26 protein-coding genes and 1 pseudogene are annotated in these 24,463 nt (G+C 59.8%); 12 read left to right on the plus strand and 15 right to left on the minus strand.

Annotation, left to right across the window (positions count from 1 at the left end):
• Window positions 1–17 precede the first annotated feature (17 nt).
• Window positions 18–830: a class I SAM-dependent methyltransferase gene (locus tag KSS91_RS11015; RefSeq protein WP_217837930.1), complete on the plus strand. Its 813-nt coding sequence runs from the start codon at window positions 18–20 to the stop codon at window positions 828–830.
• A gap of 219 nt (window positions 831–1,049) precedes the next feature.
• On the opposite strand, the pseudogene KSS91_RS28490 reads toward KSS91_RS11015, so the two are convergent.
• A pseudogene (locus KSS91_RS28490) lies at window positions 1,050–1,187 on the minus strand (DUF6124 family protein); the annotation flags it as partial.
• A 217-nt stretch (window positions 1,188–1,404) separates the two neighbouring features.
• Here KSS91_RS28490 and KSS91_RS11020 point away from each other — a divergent pair.
• From KSS91_RS11020 to KSS91_RS11055, 7 genes are all read left to right on the plus strand, one after another.
• Window positions 1,405–1,899, plus strand: a complete 495-nt coding sequence (locus KSS91_RS11020) for a hypothetical protein (protein ID WP_217837931.1) — start codon at window positions 1,405–1,407, stop codon at window positions 1,897–1,899.
• Window positions 1,899–2,993 (plus strand): polymorphic toxin type 44 domain-containing protein, encoded by a 1,095-nt coding sequence (locus KSS91_RS28180; RefSeq protein WP_225923735.1) that lies wholly within the window; start codon window positions 1,899–1,901, stop codon window positions 2,991–2,993. The genes KSS91_RS11020 and KSS91_RS28180 overlap by 1 nt, the downstream gene beginning before the upstream one ends.
• A gap of 40 nt (window positions 2,994–3,033) precedes the next feature.
• Window positions 3,034–3,390, plus strand: a complete 357-nt coding sequence (locus KSS91_RS11035) for a hypothetical protein (protein ID WP_217837932.1) — start codon at window positions 3,034–3,036, stop codon at window positions 3,388–3,390.
• Window positions 3,391–3,696: 306 nt separating this feature from the next.
• Window positions 3,697–3,963: a hypothetical protein gene (locus tag KSS91_RS11040; protein WP_367617154.1), complete on the plus strand. Its 267-nt coding sequence runs from the start codon at window positions 3,697–3,699 to the stop codon at window positions 3,961–3,963.
• Between the two features lie 476 nt (window positions 3,964–4,439).
• Entirely contained in the window at window positions 4,440–4,829 is a 390-nt protein-coding gene (locus tag KSS91_RS11045) for a hypothetical protein (RefSeq protein ID WP_015094572.1), read from the plus strand.
• A 4-nt stretch (window positions 4,830–4,833) separates the two neighbouring features.
• The gene (locus tag KSS91_RS11050; RefSeq protein WP_225923736.1) at window positions 4,834–5,313 is read left to right on the plus strand and encodes a hypothetical protein; all 480 of its coding nucleotides are present in this window, start codon (window positions 4,834–4,836) and stop codon (window positions 5,311–5,313) included.
• On the plus strand, window positions 5,310–5,699 hold the full coding sequence (locus KSS91_RS11055) for a hypothetical protein (protein WP_126045332.1): 390 nt from the start codon (window positions 5,310–5,312) through the stop codon (window positions 5,697–5,699). Before KSS91_RS11050 ends, KSS91_RS11055 begins: the two co-directional genes overlap by 4 nt.
• A gap of 179 nt (window positions 5,700–5,878) precedes the next feature.
• On the opposite strand, the gene KSS91_RS11060 is transcribed toward KSS91_RS11055, so the two are convergent.
• Window positions 5,879–6,265 (minus strand): DUF488 domain-containing protein, encoded by a 387-nt coding sequence (locus KSS91_RS11060; RefSeq protein ID WP_015094575.1) that lies wholly within the window; start codon window positions 6,263–6,265, stop codon window positions 5,879–5,881.
• A 2-nt stretch (window positions 6,266–6,267) separates the two neighbouring features.
• On the minus strand, window positions 6,268–6,990 hold the full coding sequence (gene pcsA, locus KSS91_RS11065; RefSeq protein ID WP_126045334.1) for a phosphatidylcholine synthase: 723 nt from the start codon (window positions 6,988–6,990) through the stop codon (window positions 6,268–6,270).
• Window positions 6,991–7,247: 257 nt separating this feature from the next.
• Between pcsA and KSS91_RS11070 the strand changes: the two genes are divergently transcribed.
• Both KSS91_RS11070 and ligD read left to right on the plus strand, forming a co-directional pair.
• Window positions 7,248–7,976, plus strand: coding sequence for a tellurite resistance TerB family protein (locus KSS91_RS11070; protein WP_217837933.1), 729 nt, complete (start codon window positions 7,248–7,250; stop codon window positions 7,974–7,976).
• A gap of 347 nt (window positions 7,977–8,323) precedes the next feature.
• On the plus strand, window positions 8,324–10,336 hold the full coding sequence (ligD, locus tag KSS91_RS11075; RefSeq protein WP_217837934.1) for a DNA ligase D: 2,013 nt from the start codon (window positions 8,324–8,326) through the stop codon (window positions 10,334–10,336).
• A gap of 107 nt (window positions 10,337–10,443) precedes the next feature.
• Here ligD and KSS91_RS11080 read toward each other — a convergent pair whose 3' ends face one another.
• From KSS91_RS11080 to potE, 7 genes are all read right to left on the minus strand, one after another.
• A complete protein-coding gene (locus KSS91_RS11080; RefSeq protein WP_015094579.1) occupies window positions 10,444–11,118 on the minus strand; it encodes a DUF3313 domain-containing protein in 675 nt (224 codons plus the stop codon).
• 50 nt (window positions 11,119–11,168) lie between these two features.
• On the minus strand, window positions 11,169–12,437 hold the full coding sequence (locus KSS91_RS11085) for an OmpP1/FadL family transporter (protein ID WP_217837935.1): 1,269 nt from the start codon (window positions 12,435–12,437) through the stop codon (window positions 11,169–11,171).
• A gap of 69 nt (window positions 12,438–12,506) precedes the next feature.
• Window positions 12,507–14,120 (minus strand): arylsulfatase, encoded by a 1,614-nt coding sequence (locus tag KSS91_RS11090; RefSeq protein ID WP_217837936.1) that lies wholly within the window; start codon window positions 14,118–14,120, stop codon window positions 12,507–12,509.
• A gap of 191 nt (window positions 14,121–14,311) precedes the next feature.
• A complete protein-coding gene (locus KSS91_RS11095) occupies window positions 14,312–14,851 on the minus strand; it encodes an HD domain-containing protein (RefSeq protein WP_015094583.1) in 540 nt (179 codons plus the stop codon).
• Window positions 14,851–15,252, minus strand: coding sequence for a hypothetical protein (locus KSS91_RS11100; protein ID WP_015094584.1), 402 nt, complete (start codon window positions 15,250–15,252; stop codon window positions 14,851–14,853). Before KSS91_RS11100 ends, KSS91_RS11095 begins: the two co-directional genes overlap by 1 nt.
• A 186-nt stretch (window positions 15,253–15,438) precedes the next feature.
• Window positions 15,439–17,724, minus strand: a complete 2,286-nt coding sequence (locus KSS91_RS11105; RefSeq protein WP_217837937.1) for an Orn/Lys/Arg family decarboxylase — start codon at window positions 17,722–17,724, stop codon at window positions 15,439–15,441.
• Window positions 17,721–19,130, minus strand: a complete 1,410-nt coding sequence (gene potE, locus KSS91_RS11110) for a putrescine-ornithine antiporter (protein ID WP_217837938.1) — start codon at window positions 19,128–19,130, stop codon at window positions 17,721–17,723. The genes KSS91_RS11105 and potE overlap by 4 nt, the downstream gene beginning before the upstream one ends.
• Before the next feature lie 183 nt (window positions 19,131–19,313).
• On the opposite strand from potE, the gene KSS91_RS11115 reads away from it, so the two are divergent.
• Both KSS91_RS11115 and KSS91_RS11120 read left to right on the plus strand, forming a co-directional pair.
• Complete coding sequence (locus KSS91_RS11115) at window positions 19,314–19,643, plus strand: hypothetical protein (protein WP_015094587.1); 330 nt, start codon at window positions 19,314–19,316, stop codon at window positions 19,641–19,643.
• Window positions 19,644–19,766: 123 nt separating this feature from the next.
• Window positions 19,767–20,183: an organic hydroperoxide resistance protein gene (locus tag KSS91_RS11120; protein ID WP_217837939.1), complete on the plus strand. Its 417-nt coding sequence runs from the start codon at window positions 19,767–19,769 to the stop codon at window positions 20,181–20,183.
• 262 nt (window positions 20,184–20,445) lie between these two features.
• Here KSS91_RS11120 and KSS91_RS11125 read toward each other — a convergent pair whose 3' ends face one another.
• From KSS91_RS11125 to KSS91_RS11145, 5 genes are all read right to left on the minus strand, one after another.
• Complete coding sequence (locus KSS91_RS11125) at window positions 20,446–20,955, minus strand: copper chaperone PCu(A)C (RefSeq protein WP_007978088.1); 510 nt, start codon at window positions 20,953–20,955, stop codon at window positions 20,446–20,448.
• A gap of 1 nt (window position 20,956) precedes the next feature.
• Window positions 20,957–21,562 (minus strand): SCO family protein, encoded by a 606-nt coding sequence (locus KSS91_RS11130; protein WP_015094590.1) that lies wholly within the window; start codon window positions 21,560–21,562, stop codon window positions 20,957–20,959.
• Between the two features lie 180 nt (window positions 21,563–21,742).
• The gene (locus KSS91_RS11135; RefSeq protein ID WP_217837940.1) at window positions 21,743–22,627 is read right to left on the minus strand and encodes a ChaN family lipoprotein; all 885 of its coding nucleotides are present in this window, start codon (window positions 22,625–22,627) and stop codon (window positions 21,743–21,745) included.
• A gap of 55 nt (window positions 22,628–22,682) precedes the next feature.
• On the minus strand, window positions 22,683–23,450 hold the full coding sequence (locus KSS91_RS11140) for a heme ABC transporter ATP-binding protein (RefSeq protein ID WP_217837941.1): 768 nt from the start codon (window positions 23,448–23,450) through the stop codon (window positions 22,683–22,685).
• On the minus strand, window positions 23,450–24,433 hold the full coding sequence (locus tag KSS91_RS11145) for a FecCD family ABC transporter permease (RefSeq protein WP_217838386.1): 984 nt from the start codon (window positions 24,431–24,433) through the stop codon (window positions 23,450–23,452). Before KSS91_RS11145 ends, KSS91_RS11140 begins: the two co-directional genes overlap by 1 nt.
• Window positions 24,434–24,463: the final 30 nt, after the last annotated feature.

The following is a 24,463-nucleotide window of genomic DNA, read 5'->3' on the forward strand; positions in this document are numbered from 1 at the left end:
ACCCAGAGACTACCTCCATGAGTACACCCATTGATCTGACTGCCTTGAAAAACCGTCAAATGGCCTCCTGGGCCAGCGGCGACTACGCCGTGATCGGCACTACCCTGCAAATCGTCGGCGAGCAACTGGCCGAAGCCTGCGACCTGTTGTGCGATGAGCGCGTGCTCGACGTCGCCGCCGGTAACGGCAACGCGACCCTCGCGGCTGCGCGCCGTGGCTGCAAGGTTACGTCCACCGACTATGTCGCCGCCTTGCTGGAGCGCGGCGAAGAGCGGGCCCGGGCAGAACGCCTGAACGTCTCCTTCCAGGTCGCCGATGCCGAAGCCTTGCCCTTTGCCGACGACAGCTTCGACGCCGTGCTTTCGACTTTCGGTGTGATGTTCACGCCGGACCAGCCCAAAGCCGCCGCGGAGCTGGCGCGAGTCTGCCGCCCGGGCGGGCGGATCGGCCTGGCCAACTGGACGCCGGAAGGTTTCGTCGGCCAGATGTTCAAGACCCTGGGCCAGCACCTGCCACCGCCGCCGGGAGCGAATCCGCCCTCGCGCTGGGGCACCGAAGCCTGGCTGCACGAGCATTTCGACGAGCGGGAATTTCTGCTGCAGGTGACGCGCCGCACGTTCAATTTCCGCTATCGCTCTGCAGCGCATTTCATCGACACCTTCCGCCAGTGGTACGGACCGGTGCACAAAGCCTTCGCCGCACTGCCCGCGGACGGCGCCAAGGCGCTGGAAGCGGACCTGACCGAGCTGATCAACCGGATGAACCGGGCGGGTGACAAGTCGCTGGTGGTGCCGAGTGAATACCTGGAGGTAGTGATCACGCGGCGTTAATGGCCTTGCATAAGTCCTTGTAGGAGCGAGCTTGCTCGCGATGGTCGATAACGATTACGCGTGATTTCTGGATGCGCACGGTGTTTTCGAGTCCATCGCGAGCAAGCTCGCTCCTACACGCAAAAAACGGCGCCCGAAGGTGCCCTCTTTGTTCGTGCCTGTTCCTGTAACCGGAGATCAGAAAATCAGGTCAAGCGAGTCGGTCAAAGGCAGCAGCGGTTATTCAGGTGGGTCAAGCTGGTCCAGCGCGCGGTTCACCGCCAGCTCGCCCAGCATGATGACTTGCGCAATGCCGAGTAGGGCGTTGCGCCTGGGACCTTCCGTATGATCCGCCAAATCCATGGTCATGACATTGGCCCACCGCGCGAAAAATCAATTTTTGGAACTACCACTGTAGGAAATGGTTTGTGTGCTTTTGCGAAATTTCCTATTCGTTCATTTGGCTATGCCATTGGATTGCTTTCAGCATATGTTCCACCGTCTTATTCGTCGTCGCCCAATTTCTCTCTGCTCAGCGCTTCTGCCTAGACGAGAGGGAAGGCAACTCCAATCGATGGCAATAAGGACGTTGTAAATGAATGCACCTCTGTACACCTTGTATACCAACGAAGTCTCTCCTGAAACTCTCCGCAGTCTGGACAACTCACCTTTCACCGAGGAGCAACTTGCGCAATTTGCCGAGGACGCCCGGGCGATCATTGATCAACAGCGTGCTTACGTTGAAACACATCCACCTCGCGCTATTTACCGAGTCGCATCCGAGGGCAGTCAGACCCGCGACGGCGGGGTGATCCAGCAAGCGACGTCGCCCCTTGAGTTCATATTGGACAGCGGTCAAAAAGTACGTGGAGCGCAGAAGGGCGATTTCGTCGTGTATGCCGATGGCAGGACAGCGCAGATCGTAACGACAGCAGGCGAAGAGAATAGCCATCTGGCGCTGGTCGGTAGTCGTCTGTGTAATGGCGACGAGATCATCAATACATCCCAAGGCATTTGCATGTACGTGGTGCGTGAAGGCGTGCCCATGGGAGCGGATTTTCTGCCCTCCATAGAGGGAGTAGAGAACTAATGGAGAAAGGATATTTCATCGGCCTGGATGACAAGACCACCTGCGGCGGCAAAGTGCTGGATGGTGACACTCGGGTCATGATGTTTGGTGTCGCCCATGCGTGCGAAGGTGATCGGGTCACCTGTGGCAAGGACGGCAAGACTTATCGGATTGTCGGTGGAATTTCACACAAGATCAGCCATGGTAGAGCTATGGCGGGGACGCTTGATAGTCGCAGTAATTGTCCCTGCAAGGCCCAACTGATTCCCTCGGTGTTTACGGCCAGCTATAAAAATACCCCAAGCCCCGTGCGGAGTGCTCCAAGGGCCGCTGTTCAGCCAGCAAGTCATTCCGATAGAGCTGAGACGACAAAATTCAATCCGGCTGATCCGAATCCTGCAAGGAAAGCCCCCTCACCACTCGGCAACCTCGGTGCAACCGAAGGCTGTGACCATCCAGATCAAATGGAAGAGCTTGCTGCCTACATCGCTGGAGAGATGAATCGAAACATCCACCATCCCGCAGTGTTGCAAATGAAAGAGCTGATCAGCTACGACAGTAGCGCGACGGCAAGGAAATTTCTGGAACTACCGTGGTATGCCAGACTGGCTGGGCCACCGAATTTCAACGCTATCGCGTTGGCGAAGAAGCTTGAGGCGATGGCGATCTGGACTAAACAAGTGGGTCAAAACATGGAGTGGGATCACAAGCCGAAGCTACTGGCGATGTACAACGGTGTCGTTCGACACAAGCAGGGGAAGTACGAGTACTACTACGATATCTGGTCGAACATCCATTATGGGTACGTCGGCATCGCAGGAGGGTTTTCAGAAAGCGTATTGTTGGATGGCGCGGGAGTTGAACAAATAGGTTCGGACACAAAAAGGTGGTTAGAAGACCGTAAGAAGAATCCCGGGCCGCATCTAACGGCGAATCTATCTGATGGGCTACGGGCATTTGACGATATAGCCGATAGAGTGGCGATTAGTATTGGTGTGAAACTCGCTAATCGACATTCAGGTGGTGGGGTGACAGCTAAAATCATCATGGCCGAAGTGCTTGCAGTCGCACCCGAAAATTGGGGGGATGGAATCCGTGTCCATACCTGTACGTAAAACAGGTCCAAGGTATAGAAGGTGGTTATGGATTCCATGTATGTATTTGGCTATTAGCTACTGGGATATTGCACTTCCGACCGTAACCGTTCATTACTCCGAAAATGGAAGGGAAGAGCTCAGGTATATCTGGAATGTCCAGCACCGGATATACAAGGGAGGGATGCAACCCGGCGGAGGCGCAGTCGATAACGGCTTCCTGTTTCCTGACGATGATTTTTTTATGGAAATCTCTTGGTGGAGCAAAAACGTGCGTCCTCACTGCGTCAACATAACCCCAAAGTGGCCAAATACGGACATCTACCTTGATGCCAACGGCGATATTGATCACCGCGAAGGCAGCGGCACGGATTCGGATCGCCTGAAACAATGCATCACGGATTGGGCGCGTCCATGAAATACGCAACGGGCAGACAAACAACTGCACATTTAGTATTGCGATCCATATCAGCATGAAGTTCGTAACTACAGGCAGTGTAGGCGCTGTTTGTGCCGCGACCCTGATAGGCGTTGGCGCATGGGTGGGTACAACCGGTGGTGGTATTGCAGGGGAGTTAGTAGGGGAGAAATTGTTCGGAGGCTCGCCGCCATGATCGACACGTAGCCGCCTTGGGTTGCCATAATTGTTGTTGGGGGACCACTCCTACTGGGGGGTGTGGGTATCGCGTACTCCCTATACTTAGGCCGTCACTTGGATGCCATGATGGAAGCCCTGAAAAACAGTCGTCATATCTACATCTGGGGGCCGGGCCTGCGGAATCAGGGGGGGGGTGGGTGCCTCATGCTGGTAGCAAAAATCGCCGGGATGGTGATGATGCCCAAGGCATCAATCCGCATTGGTGAGCTGGACCCCGTGGATATTAAAAACTTCCCTCCGCATCTCAAACGGCTTCTGCAAATCAAAGCAGTGATGTTGGTTGGTAGCGGCATTTGGCTATTGATTGCAACTTTGCTAGTGAAATTCAGGTAACCGGACGGACGAATACTCTGAGCCAAAAACGGCCCTCGGCATTTCCAACCGTACCCTGGTGCACCAATGATAAAAGGTTGGTGCGCCGGGGAGGATACTGGGGTATGCAACCCATGTGGAGACAACCAGTCGGGCGGCGAAGTACATGAAGGCTGGGGGGGCATCGGGATTGGGATTGGCGGGGTTTCTTCGCTGCTGGCTGTTCAGGAGGTTTGTGTTGGTGACTCTGGAGCGGCTTGCGAGAGGGTCCGATTTACAGAGGGAGGAAAGTTTGTTGGATCTACCGTTGGTGGCGCTCTAGGTGCAAGGATAGCCCAATCTGCCAGCGGTCCAATCTGCCTGGCGCTTGGGGTTACAGGAGTTGGTGCGGTTGCCTGCGTTGCGACCGTGATAGGGATTGGCGCACGGATGGGTACGACTGGCTTAGGTGAAGGCGGTGAGAAAGTTGGTGAGATCTTGTACGAAAAAACACAGCCATGATGAGTGAGGATTTTTGGTCGTCTTGGTTTGCTTTCTGGCTTCTGGCCGGCCCAATCTTGCTGGGCTGTGTAAGTATTGCATTTACTCTGTATCTGAGCCGTCATCATCTGGATTCCATGTTGGAGGCCTTGCAGAACAGTCGCTACATCTACATTTGGGGGCCGGGCCTGCGGAATCAGGGTTGGTTTGGGGGCTTCATATTGATTAGCAAGATTGCCGGCATGATGATGTGGCCGAGGGCGTATATCCGCATTGGAGATGTGGACCCTATCGATGTCGCAAACTTCCCTCCTCATCTCAAACGACTTCTGCAAATCGACGCGGTGATGCTTTTTGGTAGCGCAACTTGGGCATTAGCAGGATATGTGCTGATGAAATTTGAGTAGGTTTATGGGCGATCCCCCCAAGCTAAAAACGATACTCGGCATCTTCAGCCGCAGTATGGTGCACCACTGGGACAAAGCCGGTGCGCCAGGGCAGATACCGGGTTATGCGACCCATGTGGATGCGACCAGTCGGGCCGCGAAGTACATGCAGGCGGGGGGGTACATAGGGATTGGTATTGGTGGAGTTTCGTCGTTGCTGGCTATTCAAGAAGTTTGTGTTGGTGACTCTGGAACCGCTTGTGAGAAGGTCAAATTTACTGAAGGAGGGAAATTTGTTGGGTCGACCATTGGTGGGATAGCGGGTGGAGCAGGAGCTCCTTTGATTAGTGGCACTATTTGCCTTGCACTTGGAGTTACGACGGTAATAGGTGGTGTTATCTGCGGTGGGGCCTTCGTAGGGATTAGCGCATGGGTGGGGACAGAAGCAGGTAGCATGGGGGGCGAGTTCATAGGTGAGAAAATATTTGAAGTAACACAGCCATGACCAGCATCGGTACTTGGAATCCGTGGATTGCAATTATTGTTGCTGGCGGTCCAATTATGCTGGGCGCTGTGAACATCGCTTACTGCTTATACCTGAGCCACCGCCATCTGGACGCCATGATGGAGGCCTTGAAAAACAGTCGCTACATTTTCATTTGGGGCCCTGGATGGCGCGGGCAGGGCTGGTTTGGGGGATTTGTACTGATTACTAAAATTGCCGGGATGGTAGTGCGACCGAGGGCATATATACGCCTCGGTGATGTGGACCCAGGCGATATCGAAAACTTCCCACCTCGGCTGAAGCGTCTTCTGATGATCAACGTGGTGATGACGATCGCTACCCTGATTTGGATGGCCATTACCTACGTGCTACTCGAACTCAGATAACGCGATGGGCGAATCTCCAGGTTGTCATTGAAGCAAAAGACGCAAAAACGGCACCGAAAGGTGCTGTTTTTGTTTGGGGCTGATCGCGATGGCGGTGTATCAGTCAGAGCATCTGCGACTGGAAGACCGCCATCGCGAGCAAGCTCGCTCCCACAGGGATTGTGTGGTGGTCTTGGCATTTAAATCACTTCTGCCCCCCGCGCCTCCAGCAACTCGCGCAACACCGACCGATGACAATGCGCCTCATCCTCGCAATAACAGCCCACGGCCAGGGACGTGCTGTGAGACAGCGCGGCCAGCAGGTCCAGCATCTGGCTGGCGGCGGGCTGGTTCATCTCGGCCTTGAACTTGCGCCGGAAGACCTCCCAGGCCTTGGCATCCTGCGCAGCCTTGGCCTCGGCCACCAGTTCCGCGCTGGGTGACAGCAAGGGCTGCCAGACATCATAGAAATCCCGGCTGGCGAATTCGGCTTTCGGTACACCACGGGGAGGGCGGCGCACCGTGCCCAGGCGCAAGCCTTCGTCGGGGCGACGCGGCGAACCCAGTTGAACGATATGGACTGCCATGGCTACTTGAGCCGCGATTCGTCGAACCACTCCAGCGCCGTGCGCCAGAAGCAGATACCGAGGAAATACGCCGACATCAGCAGCCAGAGTCCCATCACCATCGGGTTGATCACTGGATGGTTGAGCACCAGCGACAAGCTGCACAGCAACCAGATGGCCGTCACCGCAATGTTGATCGGCATGAACCGGCGCACGCGGAACGGGTGCAGGAATTTCATCCGGGTCACGGTCAGCAGGGCCAGGCCAATGATGGTCAGGAAGGTGATCCACGGCGACGGGGCGATGATGTACAGACACAGGGCAACCACGTTCCAGGCGGCGGGGAAGCCCTGGAAATAGTTGTCCTTGCTCTTCATGTTGACATTGCAGAAGCAGAACAGCGACGACACCAGAATCAGCGACACGCTCAGCAACAGGGTGTAATCCGGCAACGGGATGTAGCGATAGATGAACAGCGCCGGTATAAACACATACGTCAGGTAATCGATCACCAGGTCGAGGATCGAGCCATCGAAGCTCGGCAACACCGTCTGCACGTTGACCTTGCGCGCCAGTGCGCCGTCCAGTCCGTCTACGATCAGTGCGACACCCAGCCAAAGCAGGCAATGGGTCGGCTGGTTATCCAGCAGGGACAGCGTGGCGAGGAAAGCGGTGACCACGCCGGTGGCCGTAAAACCATGGGCGCCCCATGCTTTGAGTCTGGCGATGTACAGGGTTGAAATCACAGGGGCGTTCTCCAGTGAATGAAGCAAGCCAGTTGACGCCCCGCGTAAGGGGGCGCTGGCAAACCGGGTCGGGTTGCAGGTATCGACCGGGTATCCGCGGATAAGGTTCACCACCTATCAATCTTAGCCGTGCTAAAAAAAATACCCCGGACAATCCGCAGTGATGCGGGTGCGTCGGCCCAACGGCGTTGGCACATTCGTCTGCGAGGTCTATCGTTGCCTGTCTGGATAGAACTCTTTCCAAGAGGACAAGCGTCATGAACACCAGCGATCTGCTCGAACAGTTATTGCGCGCCGGCCAGGGCTCGATGGCGCAACAGAGGGGCAGTGGCGCGTCGGCCCAGGGCGGGCTCGGCGACCTGGGCGGATTGCTCGGCGGGTTGTTGGGCGGTGGCGCCGGTGCTGGTGCGGGTGGCGGTGGTGCAGGGTTGGGCGGTTTGCTCGGTGGTTTGCTGGGCGGCGGTTCGCCGATGGGCGGGGCACCCCAAAGCCGCTCCGGTGGCGGCACCAATTATGCGGCGCTGGCGTCCCTCGGCATGATGGCGTTCCAGGCGTACCAGGCTTGGCAACGCAGTCAGGCGTCGGCACCGCAGGAGGCGCCGCGCACCGTGGACTTGCTCGCCGGCCCGGAAGCCGAGGAACACAGCCATGCGATCCTGCGGGCATTGATTGCGGCGGCCAAGGCCGATGGCCGGATCGATGAGTCCGAAAAGCACATGATCAGCACTGAAATCGGCCGTCACACCGACGACCCGCAATTGCAGCAATGGCTGGACGATGAAGTCGCCAAGCCGCTGGACCCCAGTGAAGTGGCGCAGTCGGCCACCGACCCCGGCATGGCCTCGGAGATGTACCTGGCCAGCGTGATGCTGGTGGACGACCAGCAGGACGCCGAGCGCGACTATCTGGATGCACTGGCCGCGGCATTGCAGATTGAGCCAGAGTTGCAATTGCGTCTGGAGCAGCAGGCCAGGCGTACTGCCTAAAGCTTCGCGAGCAGGCTCGCTCCCACAGGTTGGTCCGCGCCGAACGCAGATTCTGCGTGCGCTGAAAATCCCTGTGGGAGCGAGCCTGCTCGCGAAGCGGTCGTCACAGCCAACATCCTTGGCGCCTGAGCCACCGCCTCGCGAGCAAGCTCGCTCCCACAGGTTGATCCGCGCCGAGCGCAGAGGCTGTGTACTCTGAAAGTCATTGTGGGAGCGCGGCCGCACCCCGCGCCACAAGCCCGTCCGTCCGGGGCTTTTCAACGCCGATTGAATTATTGCGCCGCTCGCCGGCTCTGCTTGGTTAAGAGACGTTTGCATCCGACGTCCTGGCGCGAAGCAGGTGAGCCATGCCCCGCAACCTCGATAACAGGCGCGATTTTTCGGCGACTGGCGAGCCAGCCGGCAAGCGCTCGAGCAAGGAAAAATCATCGCCACTGACCGGCGCCTGCAAAGCCAGGTTGCCGAACCTGCTCAAGCCGGAACTGGCGACGCTGGTGGACAGGGTCCCGGACGGCTCGTGGAGTTACGAAATCAAGTTCGACGGCTACCGGATCATGGCTCGCATCGACCACGGTGACGTCAGGCTGCTCACCCGCAATGGCCACGACTGGACCCACAAACTGCCAGGACAGGCCCAGGCCCTGGTCGCGCTTGGCCTGGAATCGGCGTGGCTCGATGGTGAAATGGTGGTGGCCGACGACCAGGGTGTGCCGGACTTTCAGGCGCTGCAAAACGCCTTCGAGGCGCAGCGCAGCGACGGCATTCTCTACTACCTGTTCGACCTGCCGTACCTCAATGGCGTGGACTTGCGCGAAGTGCCGGTCGAAGAACGTCGGGCGGCGCTGGCGACTGTGCTCAAGGCCAATGACCAGCCGCTGCTGCGCTTCTCCCAGTCGTTTGGCGAGGAGCCGCAAGCCTTGTTCGACAGCGCCTGCCGGATGCGCATGGAAGGCTTGATCGGCAAGCGTCTTGGGTCGCCCTATGTCTCCCGGCGCAGTAGCGACTGGATCAAGCTCAAATGTCAGCATCGGCAGGAGTTCGTCATCGTCGGATTCACCGAGCCGAAAGGCTCGCGCCATGCCTTCGGCGCGCTGCTGCTGGGGCTGCATGACCGCGACACTGGCGATTTGCGCTATGCCGGCAAAGTCGGCACCGGGTTCAACGAGGCGACGCTGCGCAGTCTCCATGAGCAGCTCAAGCCATTGCAGGTGAAAAAACCGTCGGTGGTCAATCCACCCGGCGGTGCCGAGGCCAGGGATGTGCATTGGCTCAAATCCAGGCTGCTGGCAGAAGTGGCTTTCGCTGAAATGACCCGGGACGGTTCGGTGCGCCATGCCGTGTTCCATGGCCTGCGCAATGACAAACCGGCACACGACATCACCGAGGAGCGCGCGAACACCGTGAAAACCTCCACTGCGAAAAAAACCGCTGCCACACAAAAGAAGCCCGACCCCGCACCCTCGCAAGTCGGCCTGGAAGCGGGGCAGGTGCGCATCACTCACCCGGACCGGGTGATCGACCCCGGCAGCGGCACCACCAAGCTGCAACTGGCGCAGTACTACGCGAGTGTCGCCGAGTGGATCCTGCCGGAACTCAAGGATCGCCCGGTGGCACTGGTGCGTGCGCCGGACGGCATCGCCGGCGAGCTGTTTTTCCAGAAGAATGCCGAGCACCTGGCGATCCCCGGCATCGCCACGCTGGACAAGCAGCTCACCGGTCAGCCGATGATGCTGATCAACAATGCCGAGGCGCTGATCGGCGCGGTGCAGATGAGTACCGTGGAGTTACATACCTGGAACGCCACGTCGGCCAACTTCGACAAGCCGGACCGTTTTATCCTCGACCTTGACCCGGACCCGGCGCTGCCATGGAAACGCATGATCGAGGCCACCGAGTTGACGCTGTCGGTGCTGGATGAGCTGGGGCTCAAGGCGTTTCTGAAAACCAGCGGCGGCAAGGGCATCCATGTGGTGGTACCGCTGAGCCGCAAGCTCGGCTGGGATGAGGTCAAGGACTTCAGCCATGCCATTGTCAGCCACATGGCCAGGCTGTTGCCCGAGCGTTTTTCGGCGGTGTCGGGACCGAAGAACCGGGTCGGACGGATCTTCATCGATTACCTGCGCAACGGCCTGGGTGCGACCACCATCTGCGCCTACGCCGTCCGCACCCGTGAGGGCCTGCCGGTGTCGATGCCGATCTTTCGCCAAGAGGTTGCCGAGCTCAAGGGCGGCAATCAGTGGAACCTGCACAACGCGCTTGAACGCCTGGCTGAAGTCGGCGATGAGCCCTGGGCGGACATGCGCAAGACCCGGCAGGCGATCACTGCCGAAATGCGCAGGCGGGTGGGGATGAAGAAGTGACCTGTGCCGATAGGCGCTGCTGGAGGCTGCGATCTTTTTTATGGTTTCAAAAACCTGAAGATCAAAGGATCGCAGCCTGCGGCAGCTCCTACGCGAGCAACCTGTTCTTACTTGAGGAACGCCTGGAAGTCGGTACCCAGTTTATCGATCGCCGCCTTGAAGTCCTTGGCGGTAATCTTCTGGCTTTCATTTTCCAGGGTAGTGCCAAACACCTTGCGCACCACTTTGGCCACGGTCTGATTGCTCTTGGCGTCGATGAACTCGGCTTCGATGAACAAGGTGGTGTCCTGGTCACGGTGACCGGTGGCTGCCTGGGTTGCCCCGACTACGGCCGCGATGGGGACCACTTCATACCACTTCATGCCTTCGTTCTCGGCGTTCACCCCGGTAATTGCCGCGCGCATGATCAGGGGCCGGGAGCCCGCCGGAGCGGCTGAGGGGGACGACACGACACGGTACCGCTGACCCAGCGTGGCCTTGGCCTTACTGGTCATGTAGTTCTGAATGTCGGTCAGCGTCTGCTGGTTGACCCGCTCATCGGGTTTGGGCGCCGGGTACAGTTCCAGCTTGTTGAACACCACGGTGTCATACGCATTCGGGTTCCACGAAGGGCTGACCCAGCGCATCGCGGTGCCGCCGCTCGGCGTTTCGACTTCCTGCAGGTTGTTGTAGTTGGACAGGAAGCCTGAGTACTGTTCCTTCTCAGTCACTTTCGAGGTGCAACCGCCTAGCAACAGACTTGCCAGCGCAGCGCCGACCAGCAGTTTTCGGGACAGATTCATAGTGGTGTCTACTCCTTGGATAAAATCGTCGTTCTTTCGTTTACAAGACATCAAAATCGCCAGGTCATATTCCCGCTCAGGGCTTGAATCCAGGCATTGTCGAACTCACCGGAAATCTGATTGCCGGATACGGACTTGGTCTGGTCAACCGGCATGTCGCCGAGCCAGACCATGGCCCAACTGACGTTGATATCGGTGTCCTTGTTCAGCGCATAGGTGGCCCCTGTCGCAAGGCGCCAGGATTCGTTCATCGGCACGATCACACTGCGGTTGCCGTCCGACACGGCGCTGCTGTCGTACGCCACGCCAACGTTCCACAGCCATTGCTCGGTGGCCTGGTATTGCGCACCGAGGGACAGGTGCCAGGTATCCTTGAAGTTGGCGTCGACCGTTGTCGATTGCGCACCGACCGCCGTGGTGTCGACCTGTACGCCGATGTCGCCGAACTCTGACCAGTCCTGCCAGTTGACCGAGGCCAGCAAGGCCCATTGCCGGTCCAGTTGCTGGACCAGGCTCAGGGTGACGGTTTGCGGCACCTTCACATCGAGTTCGGTCTTGGTGTTGTTGACGCGCTCGAGCAGTCGGCCATCGCCGTTCACGTCCAGCCGGTCCTCGAAGTCCAGATCGACCTGGCTGGTGTAGGTCAGGCCAATGCGCGTGCCGGCTTGCGGGGCGTAGATCACGCCGACATTCGCACCGAAGCCCCAATCCTGGTCCTTGTACTTGAATTGGCCGTCGGTGCGGTCGGTAAAGCCGAACGGCGAGCGGTCAATCGCGGTCTGGGCTTGCAGCATGCCGTACATGGCCTTGACGCCCAGACCCACCGACCATTGCTCGTTGAAGCGGTAAGCCACGCTCGGCACCAACGACAAACCACCGAGGCTGGCGTTCTGCGCGAAGTAGCGCCCGGACCAGTCGTTGTCGTAATTGACCGCCAGACCGAAGTCGGCGTATTGGCCGAAGCCGACGCTCCAGTGCTCGTCCAGTTCATGGCTGATGAAAAAACTGCCGCCGGGAATCGGGTCGAGGGCGTTGCCACTGCCGCTGCCCGGGGTGTTGGTGCCGGCGTCGCGGTCGAAGCTCAGGTCGCCGTACAGCACCTGCAAGCCGGCGGTGATTTGCGTGCCTGGCAGGTAGCTCATGCCCGCCGGGTTGCTGGCGATGGTCGAGGGGCCTTGGGCGCGGGCCGCGGCGCCGGCGTTGGCCAGGCCAGTGTTATCGGTGCCGATTTCGTAAAGCATCAGGCCGCCGGCCCAGGCTTGCTGGCAGCACAGGGCGAGTAGTGCGGATGCAGATCGGGCAAGTGTTCTGGTCGGCATGTATCTACCTCAGCAAATGTCCATTTCAAACACGGGTGGACGGTATCGGCCACCCGTGGATTCGGCTGTTTACTTGGCCATCTCGGCCCGCGCTGCTGCGATCTTGGCTTTCACCGAGTCAAGGTTGAAGCTCGCACCTTTTTGCATCGGCGGGAACTCGATCGCTGTTTCAGCCAGTTTGGCGACTTGTTGCTGCACGAATACGAAGCGCCAGAACTGGTACTTGAACCAGTCGAAGTATTGTTGCGAGCCCTGCGCGGCCTGATTTTCCGGCCAACCCATGCGCTCGAACGGGTCGAGTCGAAGGTTGGTCAGGATCGGCACGTCCACAGCAACTTTAGCCCCCATCCATCCACCCGGTTGGTCAATGAAGCGATATTTGTAGTCGTCTATGCGCACTGCACCCAGGGCACTCTCTCCAAAGTAGAAGATTTCATGTCGGTTCGACGGGCCTTTGCCGGTGATCATTGGTGTTTGATCATAGCCGTCCAGGTGAACTTTGTAGGTGGTATCACCCAATTGTTTGCCCTTGAGCAGTTCCGCCGAGATGTTCGGGTTACCCGCCGCTGCGACCAGGGTCGGGAACCAGTCCAGGCCGGACATGATGCCGTTGGCGACCTGGTTGGCCGGTACCTTGCCCGGCCAGCGAATGATTGCCGGCACCCGGAAGCCGCCTTCCATGACCGTGCCTTTGCCCATGGCGAACGGAGTGGTGCCGCCGTCCGGCCAGGTGAAGTTTTCCGCACCATTGTCGGTGGTGAAAATGACGATGGTGTTGTCGTCCATGCCGTCTTTTTTCAGCTTCGCCAGCACGTCGCCAACGATGTCATCGAGCTGCGCCATGCCGGCTTCCTGTTCCGACCAGCCATTCTGCGAGTTGCGCATGGCTTCGTACTTGTCGGACAGGTGGGTGACGATGTGCATGCGGGTCGGGTTGAGCCAGACAAAGAACGGTTTGTTGTCCTGCTTGGCCTTGTCGATGAACGAGAAGGCCTTGTCGCGAATTTCGTCGTCGACGGTTTTCATCCGCTCCGGATAGAGCGTGCCGGCATCTTCGATTTTCTGCTTGCCGACCTTGCCCCAGCGCGGCATCACGGTCGTGTCATCGGTGGTGGTGGCCCAGCTGTGGACCATGTTGCGCGGGCCAACGGTGGCGAGCAGTTCTTGCGGATAGTTGGGGTGCGCCGGGTCTTCCATGGCGTCGAGGTGGTAGAGGTAGCCGAAGAATTCGTCGAAGCCGTGCACGGTGGGCAGGAACTCGTTCAGGTCGCCCAAGTGATTCTTGCCGAACTGGCCGGTGGCATACCCCATGGCCTTGAGCGCGGTCGCGATGGTGACGGCTTCGGCGGGAATACCCACGGGCGAACCGGCCTGGCCGACGGTGGTCATGCCGGTGCGAATCGGCAGTTCGCCGGTGATGAAATTGGCGCGCCCGGCCGTGCAACTGGCCTCGGCGTAATAGTCGGTGAAGCGCATGCCTTCAGCGGCGAGCTGGTCGAGGTTGGGTGTTCTGCCAGCCATCATGCCCTGGTTGTAGACGCCGATATTCGACCAGCCGATATCGTCGCCCATGATTACCAGGATGTTGGGGGCTTTGTCGGCGGCCAGGGTCAGGCCGGGAATCGCCATTGCAGACAGCAACAGCGGTACCGCAAACATCGAGGATAAGGTTGTCCGGTTCATTTAGAGCTCCTGCGTACTTGCGTGAGTACTTCGAGACGAGCCCCCAACCGTCATTGAAATTAGTATTCCCCCGCCAAGAGCGTAGGTTTGAATTACAAAATATCCAGTAGTGGATAGTCAGAAAGTGAGTGCTTCAGGGCGTTTGCCAGAAATGACCGTTCGCAAAAGCGCTTGGCTGACAGACGCCTGTTTCACCAGCGAAACATGGGCAGCGGCCGCAGCGGCGAGCGGAGCAATTGGCGGGCTGAAAGCTTCATCAGCATCGAGTGAAAACCGTGATCGGGAAAGGTCGATTGCACGGTTTTGATGAAGCGTCGGGGCAGGCCGAAGCGGACCAGGCCCAGGGACACATCCACCAGATCGGCCCGGCGGAAGGGTTCGACGCTGTCGGCACAGGCGCCGCGATACCGGCGCAGCTTGTGGTGCTCGAGTATCAACGCACTGACTTCATCTTTGAGTTGCGGGCGTTGTCGGCTGTCGAGATATTCAGTGGCCAGTGCAATGGAGGGCGGCAGGTAGTCAAGGGTGTCATCGGTCCAGATACCCAGGTCATGAAACGCCGCTGCGATCTGTACGGCATCCGAGGGCAAGCCTTCGGTACCGCTGAGGGCCGCATGGAAATTCAGCACCCGGTAAATGTGGTTGCGGTAGCCCTGCAAGTCGGCGCCGATGGCCAGGGCGAACGAGGTGAGAATCTCGTCGGTGAGGGGGAATTCGAGAATGGGCTTCATCAGGCGTCACGCAACAGGTCGTTGGCATTGAGCAGCTCGTAGGCAATCTCCGGGCGCTTTTCCATGGCTCGGCGAATGGCGGCCGGGATGTTGGCGCGGGTCTTGCGGCACAGCCCCGGCAGTTCGCCGATCTGGATGCCGATGCCGCGCATGGTGCGCACCTCATTGAACCCGGGGGCGATGTCCACGCGGATGCCCAACTGTTCGAGCATACGCCGTTGCAGGTGCTCCAGATCGCTCAGGCTCTGCAGATTTTCCAGGCGTTCGATCAGGCGTTTTTCTTCGTTGCGGGTCAGAAACAGGATGCGCAGGTCGGCCCCCGGTGTTTCCAGCAGCGGGTCACGCCCGCAGTCGCAGGCGCCGGGCGGGCAGGGTGAGCGAATTGGAGCGGTGGTGGTCATGGGGATCAATCATAGAGCGCGGTGATTGAGTTTGCCCATAGGGATTTTGGCGTGAAGACGATCTAAAAAAATGTGGGAGCGGGCTTGCTCGCGAAAGCGTCCTGTCATTCGACAATTGCGTCGACTGACACTACGCCTTCGCGAGCAAGCCCGCTCCCACAGGGGGTTGCGGTGAGCCTGCTGGACTTACTTCAGTACCAGCATCCGATAAACGCCGTCTTCGACTTCGATCCCATGGGTGTCATGGGTGAAGCCTGGGAAGGATTTGTCGAAGGCTTCCAGTGCCTTAAGATACGCCAGCAGCGGACCGTCCGCGGGGCCTGCGTTCTCACCTGGCATGAGCAACGGGATGCCTGGCGGGTACGGCACGATACCGGTGGCGGCGAGGCGTCCGGCGGCCTGCTCGAGGGTGACCAGTTCGATGTCGTTGCGCACCAGTTTCTCGTAAGCCTCCACCGGGCTGAATTCGGCTTTTGGCAAGGTGCCGAAGGCCTGGGACATGTTGGCGGTGGTCTTGTGTTTCTTCATGGCGGCGAAGATTTCGTCGGCCAGATCCTTGAGGCCCATGCCGGCATAGCGTCGCTGGTTGGCGTTGTACAGGTCGGGCAGGCACAGCTCCAGTTCGGCGTTATCGTCGTAGTCGCGCTTGAAGTCGAGCAGGGCGTTGAGCAGCGTGCCCCACTTGCCTTTGGTGATACCGATGGAGAACAGGAACAGGATGGTGAAATCGGTGGTTTTCTCGACCACGATACCCTGGCGGCCCAGGTACGCCGTGATCACACAGGCCGGGATACCGGAGGCGAGCAGGTTGCCGTCGTCGCCCATGCCCGGGGCAAGTACCGACACCTTGATCGGGTCGAGCATGCAGTAGCCGTCTTCGATGTCACCGAAACCGTGCCATACCGCATTCGGGTGCAGGACCCAGCAGTTCGGGTCGGTTTTGAGCGTAGCCGGATCGACCTCATGGAAGGGCACGGTCGCGGCGCCCACCTGTACGGTCGGCGGCTGCCAGCAGGTGAAGAACCAGTCGTCCTTGCTCAGCATCTCGTTGTGCATGCGCGAGAGAACCTGGCGGAAGCTGATGGCTTCTTCGATCGACTCGCTGGTGAGGATCTGCCCGCTCGGCGCTTCCATCATCGCCGAGCTGACGTCGCAGGACGCCATGATCGCGTAGTTCGGCGAGGTCGAGGCGTGCATCATGTATGACTCGTTGAAGCGCGCATGTTCAATCGGGTTACGGCCGTCGCGCACGTGGATCATCGAGGCCTGGGACAGGGCGGCCAGCAACTTGTGGGTCGACTGGGTGGCGAACACGGTCGGCTTGGACTTGTCGTGATCGGCCGGATTGCCGTGCATGGCATGGCGTCCGCTGTACAGCGGGTTGAAGCGCGCATAACCGTACCAGGCTTCGTCGAAGTGCAGGCGGTCGACGCTTTCGCCCAGCAACTCTTCGACGCGGGTGACGTTGTAGGTCAGGCCGTCGTAGGTCGAGTTGGTGACAATCGCGTGCACCGGCGTCGGGTCGATGCCTTTCTTGACCAGCGGATTGTTGGCGATGGCGGCTTTCACGCCTTCGGCGCTCAGGGTCTGCGGCAGGATCGGGCCGATGATGCCGTAGCGGTTGCGGGTCGGCACCAGGTAGGTCGGAATCGCCCCGGACAGGGTCATCGCATGCTCGGCGGACTTGTGGCAATTGCGGTCGCACAGGGCGATCTGGTTGCGCGTGACGCTGGCCATGAGAATGACGCGGTTGGACATCGACGAACCGTTGGTCACGTAGTACGTGCGGTGTGCGCCGAAGACCTTGGCGGCATAACGTTCGCCCTGGCCGATGGGGCCGCTGTGATCGAGCAGGGAGCCCAGTTCGCCGACCGAGATCGACAGGTCGGAACGCAGCAGGTTTTCACCGAAGAACTCGTAGAAGGCGCGCCCGGCAGTGCTCTTGAGAAACGCGGTGCCGCCGGCATGGCCTGGGGTGTGCCAGGAGTATTCATAGGTGCGGGCAAACTTCACCAGCGCGCCGAACATCGGCGGCAAGGCCGCCTGACGATAGCGTTCGATGGCGGCCAGGATGCGCCCGCTGAGGAAACCGGTGGTGTCTTCAGGCAGCCAGATGAAGTCGTCGGCGTGTTGCATGACCAGCAACGGAATGCTCGACGCGGTGGTACGGTCACTGATCAGGAACACCGGCACCCGGGTGTTGCGCTCGCGCAGTTTGACCAGCAGTTTGATGCAGTCGGCGTGGCCTTCGCTGGTGTCCATTTCCCAGCGGATGAGCACGCACTGAACGGCAGGGTCCGACCGCAGGATCGATGCGGCGTCCGAGAGGCTTTCCGAAGCCAGAACACTGACGCCACGTCCCTCTACATCGTTGACCAGATGATCCAGGGCGCGGCCAAACACCGTTCGTTTGTCCGGTGGGCTGCTGACCAGTAGCGCCAGCATGCCCAGCGAGTGTTTATAGTCCGTCATGCTTGAATCTCCAGAGTGGCTTTATTCAGATTGTTCACCGGCACTGGCTCGGCAGTGAGGTGCTGCGCGCTGACGGTTTGCGTCGGTACGCTGTTGTTGAGTGCTTCGAGGCGAATCAGGCGGTTGTTGACGAAGCCGAACAGGGTGTAGCCGAAGATCGTGGCGACGCCACCGAGCATCAGGGCCTGCTCACCGGAACTGTACAGCGCCAGGTAGCTGTAGGCCGCCGCGATCAGCGCAATGACGTTGGTGGCCAGGGCCTTGCCTTCCGGCACGTTGGAGACTTTCTGCATGGTCATCAGCGCGGCCATGGACAGGATGTACGGCACCAGGTTGGTCACTACGGCGAGGTTGACCAGGGTGTCGAACTGCTTGCTAAGGTCGGGACTGATGGTGAGCAGGGCCAGTGCGGTCTGTGCGGCGAGCAGCACCAGCATGCCGACAATCGGGGTGCCCGCCTTGTTGGCCTTGGCGAAGATCGACAGGAAGTAACCGGTGTCTGCCGAGCTTTTGTACACCTGAGCGATGGTGAACTGCCAACCCAGCAAAGAGCCGATGCAGGCAAGCACCATGGCCGCCATCACGATGTCACCGATCATCGGGGTGAACATCTTGGCGAACACCAGGCCGAACGGCGCGGTGGACGCGACCAGTTCTTCGTTGCCGACGATGCCGAAGATGACGTTGGTGGAGACGATGTAGATCACCGCCGCACCCAGGGTGCCGCCCAGCACGGCAATCGGTACGTTGCGCTCAGGGTTTTCCACCGCGTCGGTGTTGGCGCAAGCCGATTCCAGGCCAAGGAAGGCCCACAGGGTGATCGCCACCGAGGCACCGGCCGCTTCGAACCAGCCTTTGTCATGAGGGTTCCAGCCAGCGGCGTAGACGCTGCTGTCGAAATAGAACCAGCCCACCGTGGACACCAGCACCACCGGTGCAATCACCCCCCAGACGGTGATCGCGCCGATCCGGCCGGTAATGCTCGCGCCGCCAAAGTTGGCGAAGGTGGTGATCCACAACAAGGCAATGGTCGCGAGACCGACTTGCAGTGAATCAAGTTTTATTCCGAACAGCGTCTGTATATAGCCGACCGCGGTAATACTGATCGCCACGTTGGCAATCAACAGTGAGAGGCCGTAGGTGTAGTTGGTGATGTAGTTACCGGCTTTACCGAACGTGTATTCGGCATAGCCGCCCATGCCGCCGGTCTTGCGGCTGAGCATCCCGCATCGCGCAAAGGCGTAGGCCAGAGCCAGGGAGCCGGTGGCCGTCACCAGCCAGGAAAGAATCGAAATTGCACCGACTTCCGCTAGTTTCGTCGGTAGTAGCACAATGCCTGAGCCCAACATGTTGACTGCGGTCAACATTGTCAGTTGCCCCACACTCATTTTTTTTGCGACTGACATTCCGTTGCCTCACTTAGTTGGCGATTGAGAGTCTTAGCTATAGCAAAGGATTGAAAACTCGCAAGAAATGGCCTTAGCCATCTCGTTTTTTGCACTCATTTGCAAAAAAGGCACGATGCTGGCCCCCAAGTTTAAAAATCCCCCGCAAAATTACTTCATTTTCAACTAGTTAGATAGGTCAAGATGCGCAAGATATGGATCGCGTTAATTCCGCTAGTTGTTGCGGGTATCAGCAATTCGACGCAAGCCAAAGAACTGGCCACCCAGGATCAATACATGTGCAGTTGGGGCGCGGGCACTGCTGCAAGGGCACAGGAACTAAAGCTTTCAGGGGTTTCTCTGTACGCCGCGCGGCAGAAAATCCAGGCCTACAAGTTCTCCAAAACATGGATGCGCATGATGGCACTTGGTATTACAGAGCAAACTTATGACAGTTCGTCGCGATTGAAGCCGACTGCCGTGCGGCAAAGCTTTTATGAGGACTGCGTCAGGTACAAGTTGGCGCGCAAATAATGAAGAAGCGGGCGCCGGTCGGATCGACTGCAGGGCGGGCCGGTGACGTCTATATTGATTGACCATCCCGGCGATCGAATGGGGTGTTAAACCGGTTTTCTACAACTCAATCAGGAGGTCAACATGAACCAGATCGATAAAGTGTTGTACACCGCCAAGACCCACACCACCGGCGGGCGTGACGGCGCCTCCCGCAGTTCCGACGGCATCCTCGATGTGAAGCTTTCTTCGCCAGGTGCGGGCGGTGGCGGTACTAACCCCGAGCAATTGTTCGCTGCCGGGTGGTCAGCCTGCTTTATCGGCGCCATGCAAGTGGCAGCCAGGGAATTGAAAGTGGCGTTGCCCAAGGATGTGGCTGTCGATGCGGAAGTCGACCTGGGCACTAATGAAGGCGGCTACCTGCTCCAGGCGCGGCTCAATGTCAGCCTGCCGGGGCTGGACCGTGAGACCGCACAGAAAATCGTCGACACCGGGCACCAGTACTGCCCGTACTCGAAAGCCACGCGCAACAACATCAACGTCGTGCTCAAGCTCGTTTGAGTTGACGTGAAAAGCTCGCCGCCAACAATGACCTGACCCAGGGTGAGCCGAGGGCATTGAAATTGTCGGTGACGGTGGATTTCCACGGGATGTTTTTTGGGCAACTCCTGTGGGAGCGAGCTTGCTCGCGATGGCGGCGTACCATTCAACATCAATGTTGACTGACCCGCCGTAAATCGCGAGCAAGCTCGCTCCCACAGGTACTGTGTTTTACCTGAACTGCAATGTGCGATCTTTTTGACGTTGCGGCGCTACGGGAAAATCAATTCATCTTGCTGTGATCATGCGCCATGTTGCCGTGATCCATGGTACCAATCGCCTTGGCGACGGCTTCAACCTGGATCGACTCTTTCTCGCCCTTGGCGTCTTCGACGGTCAGGGTCAGCGGCACCTTGTCGCCTTCCTTGATCTGGCCCGTCAGGTTCATGAGCATGATGTGGTAGCCATTGGGGTCCAGGCTCACCGCTTTACCGGCCGGCAGTGCCACGGCGTCCACCTGCTGCATTTTCATCACGTCGTCTTTCATGCTCATTGCATGAATCTGCACCAGAGCTGCCACTGGCGTTTGCACGCTCAACAGTTTGCTGTCGCTGCTCGCGGTGACGGTCATGAAGGCGCCGCTCGATGGCTGGCCGGCTACGGTGGCGCGGACCCAGGCGTCATCGACCCGGGTTTGTGCCGACACCTGAAAGGCCAGGCCGACCAGGGACAAGCCCAGTGCCAGTTGCTTGCAGCGTTGCGCGAAACGGTTCTTAGCCTGCGGGGCATTCATATCAGCAAACCTCCATCACGGTGAGCAGGTCCTCTGCACACTCTTTGGCCGTCAGGGACGCGGACAGCCCCAGGCGCAGATTGCCCCGGGAGTCGAAGACATAACTGGTCGCGGTATGGGAGAGGGTATAGGTATCGCCGCTCGGGACTTTTTCAAAGAACACGCCGAATTCCTTGGCGGTGGCGGCGGTTTGTTCCAGGGTGCCGTACAGCGCTTCGAAACTCGGGTCGAAGGCCTTGACGTATTTGTCGAGCAGTTCTGGCGTGTCGCGCTCCGGGTCCAGGGTGATGAAGATCACCTGCAACCTTTCGCCATCGCGGCCCATCAGCTTTTTGGCCTGGGCGGCACGGGCCAGCGTGGTGGGGCACACGGCCGGGCACTGGGTGAAACCGAAGAACACCATCGGCATCAGGCCGCGATAGCTGCCCAGCATCCTGGTTTCGCCTTCGGCGTTCGTGAGCTTGAAGTTACGCCCCATGATCTTGTCGCTGAGGTCTTTGCCGTACTTGAACGACAGCTTGCTGCTGTCGTCGCAACCGGCGAGCAGGCCCAGGCTCAACAGGCCCATGCCTTGCAGGACAGTTCGGCGGGTATACAAAGTACTCATGGAAAAAAGCATCCTGTTGAACAGGCTGAAACTGACAGCGTGGTGACTGTACAGACGAAAAAAACGTGGGGATCTTAACAAACTGTGCCGGTAGCGGCGGGGTGGATACGACCATTGGGCCGGCGCAGAGGCGTGACATAGTGTCGCGCCGGAGGTTGAAGGCAAGCCCCCTCACCACAATTAACGACGCAGCTTCGCGCAATGATCCTGTTCCGGCTGTGCGGCCGTGTACCACACGTAATCCGCGCTCTCGGCCGTCACGGTCTTGCCCGCTTCGGCGAGGATCAGCACGGCGTTGCCTTCACCGGCACCGAGGTCTTTCAAGTGCAGCGGCACCCCGAGATCCTTGCGCACGTGAAAGGCCCCGGCCAGCAGCAACGCCGGCGTCGGCGCGGCCATCAGGTGCTCGGCCATGCGCCGGTCGCGTTGTTGCTGCACGGCGAGCATGGCCGGCATCTGTGATTCGGGCAGCAGACCGCAATGGGATTGGCGGATGTCGTCCAGCAAGGTCGCCTGCACCTGTCGGGTGGTGGATGCTTCGCCATTCAACTCAGGGCGCTGTCGGTAGATCTGCATGATCTGCGCGCGATCCAGATTTGCCGCCAGCAGCGGATAGGGTTGACGCAGCGCGTAGGTGACGAGGGCACCATAGACGCTCCAGTCCCAATTGGCCTGCCAGGCCAGCGCCTTGAACGCATCGGCCGGCGGCTCGCCGGCGCGGGTCGCGGCTTGCGCGGCATCGACTTTGGACTGTTGATCGGGATTGAGCATCTCCATCAGCAGACTGCCCTGGGCACGCTGTGCCGCCAGCTCGCGCAGCAACCACAGTTGCAGGGCGTGGTGGTCCGGGTTGTCGTGCTGTTCACCGACCAGAACCCGCGGCGCAACGGCCAGGCGTTCGACCAGTTCCTGCGGGGTCAGCGTGCGACCGCTGGCCAGTTCGCGGATGACGCCAAGATCGGCGTGATCGCGCCCTTGCGGGGCAATCGGCGCCGGGGGCGGCGTTACAGAATGGGTTTGGCAGGCAGCCAACAGGCTGAACGCACACAGCAACAGAAAGCGCATCGGTTCTCCTTGAATAGACAGCAGCCCCCTCGATCAACGAAGGACGGGGACGGTATCAGCGCGCGATGATCAATGGGTGGCCGCGTTCCGGGTGTTGGTGAATCAGCACCTCCAGGCCATATACCGTCGCCAGCGCCTCGGCGGTCAGCACCTGTGCCGGTGGACCGTAGGCGTGGGGCAGACCCTGTTGCAACAACAGCAGTTGATCGCAGTAGCGTGCGGCCAGATTGAGGTCGTGCAGAATCACCAGCACCGCTGCACCGCGCTCGGCGAAGTCGCGCACGGCTTGCAAAATGGTGTGCTGGTGCAGCGGATCGAGCATCGACGTCGGTTCATCGAGCAGCAGGGTTTGCCCTTCGGCCCCCGGCCAGAGTTGAGCGAGCACCCGCGCCAGATGCACGCGCTGGCGTTCACCGCCGGACAGCGCCAGATAACTGCGCCCGGCAAGATGAAGCGCATCGGCCGCTGAAAGCGCCTCGGCGACGATTTCGCCATCGCGCACGCGGCCGCTGGCGTGAGGCAGGCGCCCCATGCCCACGACTTCATTGACCGAGAACGCAAAGTTCAGGCTCGAACTCTGCGGCAGTACGGCCAGGCGCCTGGCCCGTTCCTGGCCCGGCCAGTCGGCGAGTGGACGCTCGTCGAGGCTGACCCTGCCTTCGCTGGTTGGCAGTTCACCGCACAAGGCGCCGAGCAGGGTGCTTTTGCCGGCGCCGTTCGGTCCCAGCACGCCGAGCACTTCACCGGGGCGCAATTGGATATCGATGTCCGCCAGTACCGTGCGGTTGCCACGACGTACCAGCAAGTTGTTTGCCCGCAGCATCAGGAACGCCCTCGTACCAGCAGATAAAGAAAGAACGGCGCGCCGATCAGTGCGGTCACGATGCCGATCGGCAATTCGGCCGGCGCCAACAGCAGGCGTGCGGCCAGGTCGGCCAGCAACAGCAGGCTGGCACCGGCCAGCAACGACGCGGGCAGCAACACCCGGTGATCCGGGCCGACCAGCAGGCGCATCAGGTGCGGCACCACCAGGCCGATGAAGCCGATCAGGCCGGCCGCCGCGACGGCCGCGCCGACGCCGAGCGCCGTGCACAACACCAGCTCAAGCTTGATGCGCTCGATGTCGAAGCCCAGGTGGCGTGCCTCCGACTCGCCCAGCAGCATGGCATTGAGTGCCGCCGCACGACGTGGCAGCCACAGCGCCACGCCCAGGGTGACGATCAGCAACGGCCACAGGCGCGGATAGCTGGCGCCGTTGAGGCTGCCCAGGTTCCAGAACGTCAGGGTGCGCAGGGTCGCGTCATCGGCCAGGTAGGTGAACAGACCCACGCCGGCACCGGCCATGGCCGTCATCGCCACACCCGCCAACAGCAGGGTGGCAACGTCGGTTTGCCCGTTGCGGCGGCCGAAGCGATACACCACCGCCGTGACGATCAAGCCACCGGCGAAGGCGCTGACCGACAGCAGATAAGGCTCGATGACCGGTGGCACGCCACCCAGCAGGCTGCCGCCGACGATGGCGAGGGCGGCACCCAGCGCGGCACCGCCGGACACGCCGACCAGGCCCGGGTCCGCCAAGGGGTTGCGGAACAACCCCTGCATCGCCACCCCGGACAACGCCAGAACCGAGCCCACGGCGATGCCGAGCAGGCTGCGCGGCAGGCGGATCTGACCGAGGATCAGCTCCGCCTGCTGCGTGTCACCCCCGTCAAGCGGCAACCCCAGCAGGCGCATCCCGGCCAGCAAGGTATCGCCCAGCGGCAGGCTCACCGGCCCGAGGGCCAGGCACAGCCAGAACACCAGCACCAGCAACAGCAGTAAACAGATCAAGGTCGG

Origin of the sequence: Pseudomonas azerbaijanorientalis, from assembly GCF_019139795.1 — a bacterium.
In the GTDB taxonomy this organism is placed as follows: domain Bacteria; phylum Pseudomonadota; class Gammaproteobacteria; order Pseudomonadales; family Pseudomonadaceae; genus Aquipseudomonas; species Aquipseudomonas laurylsulfatiphila.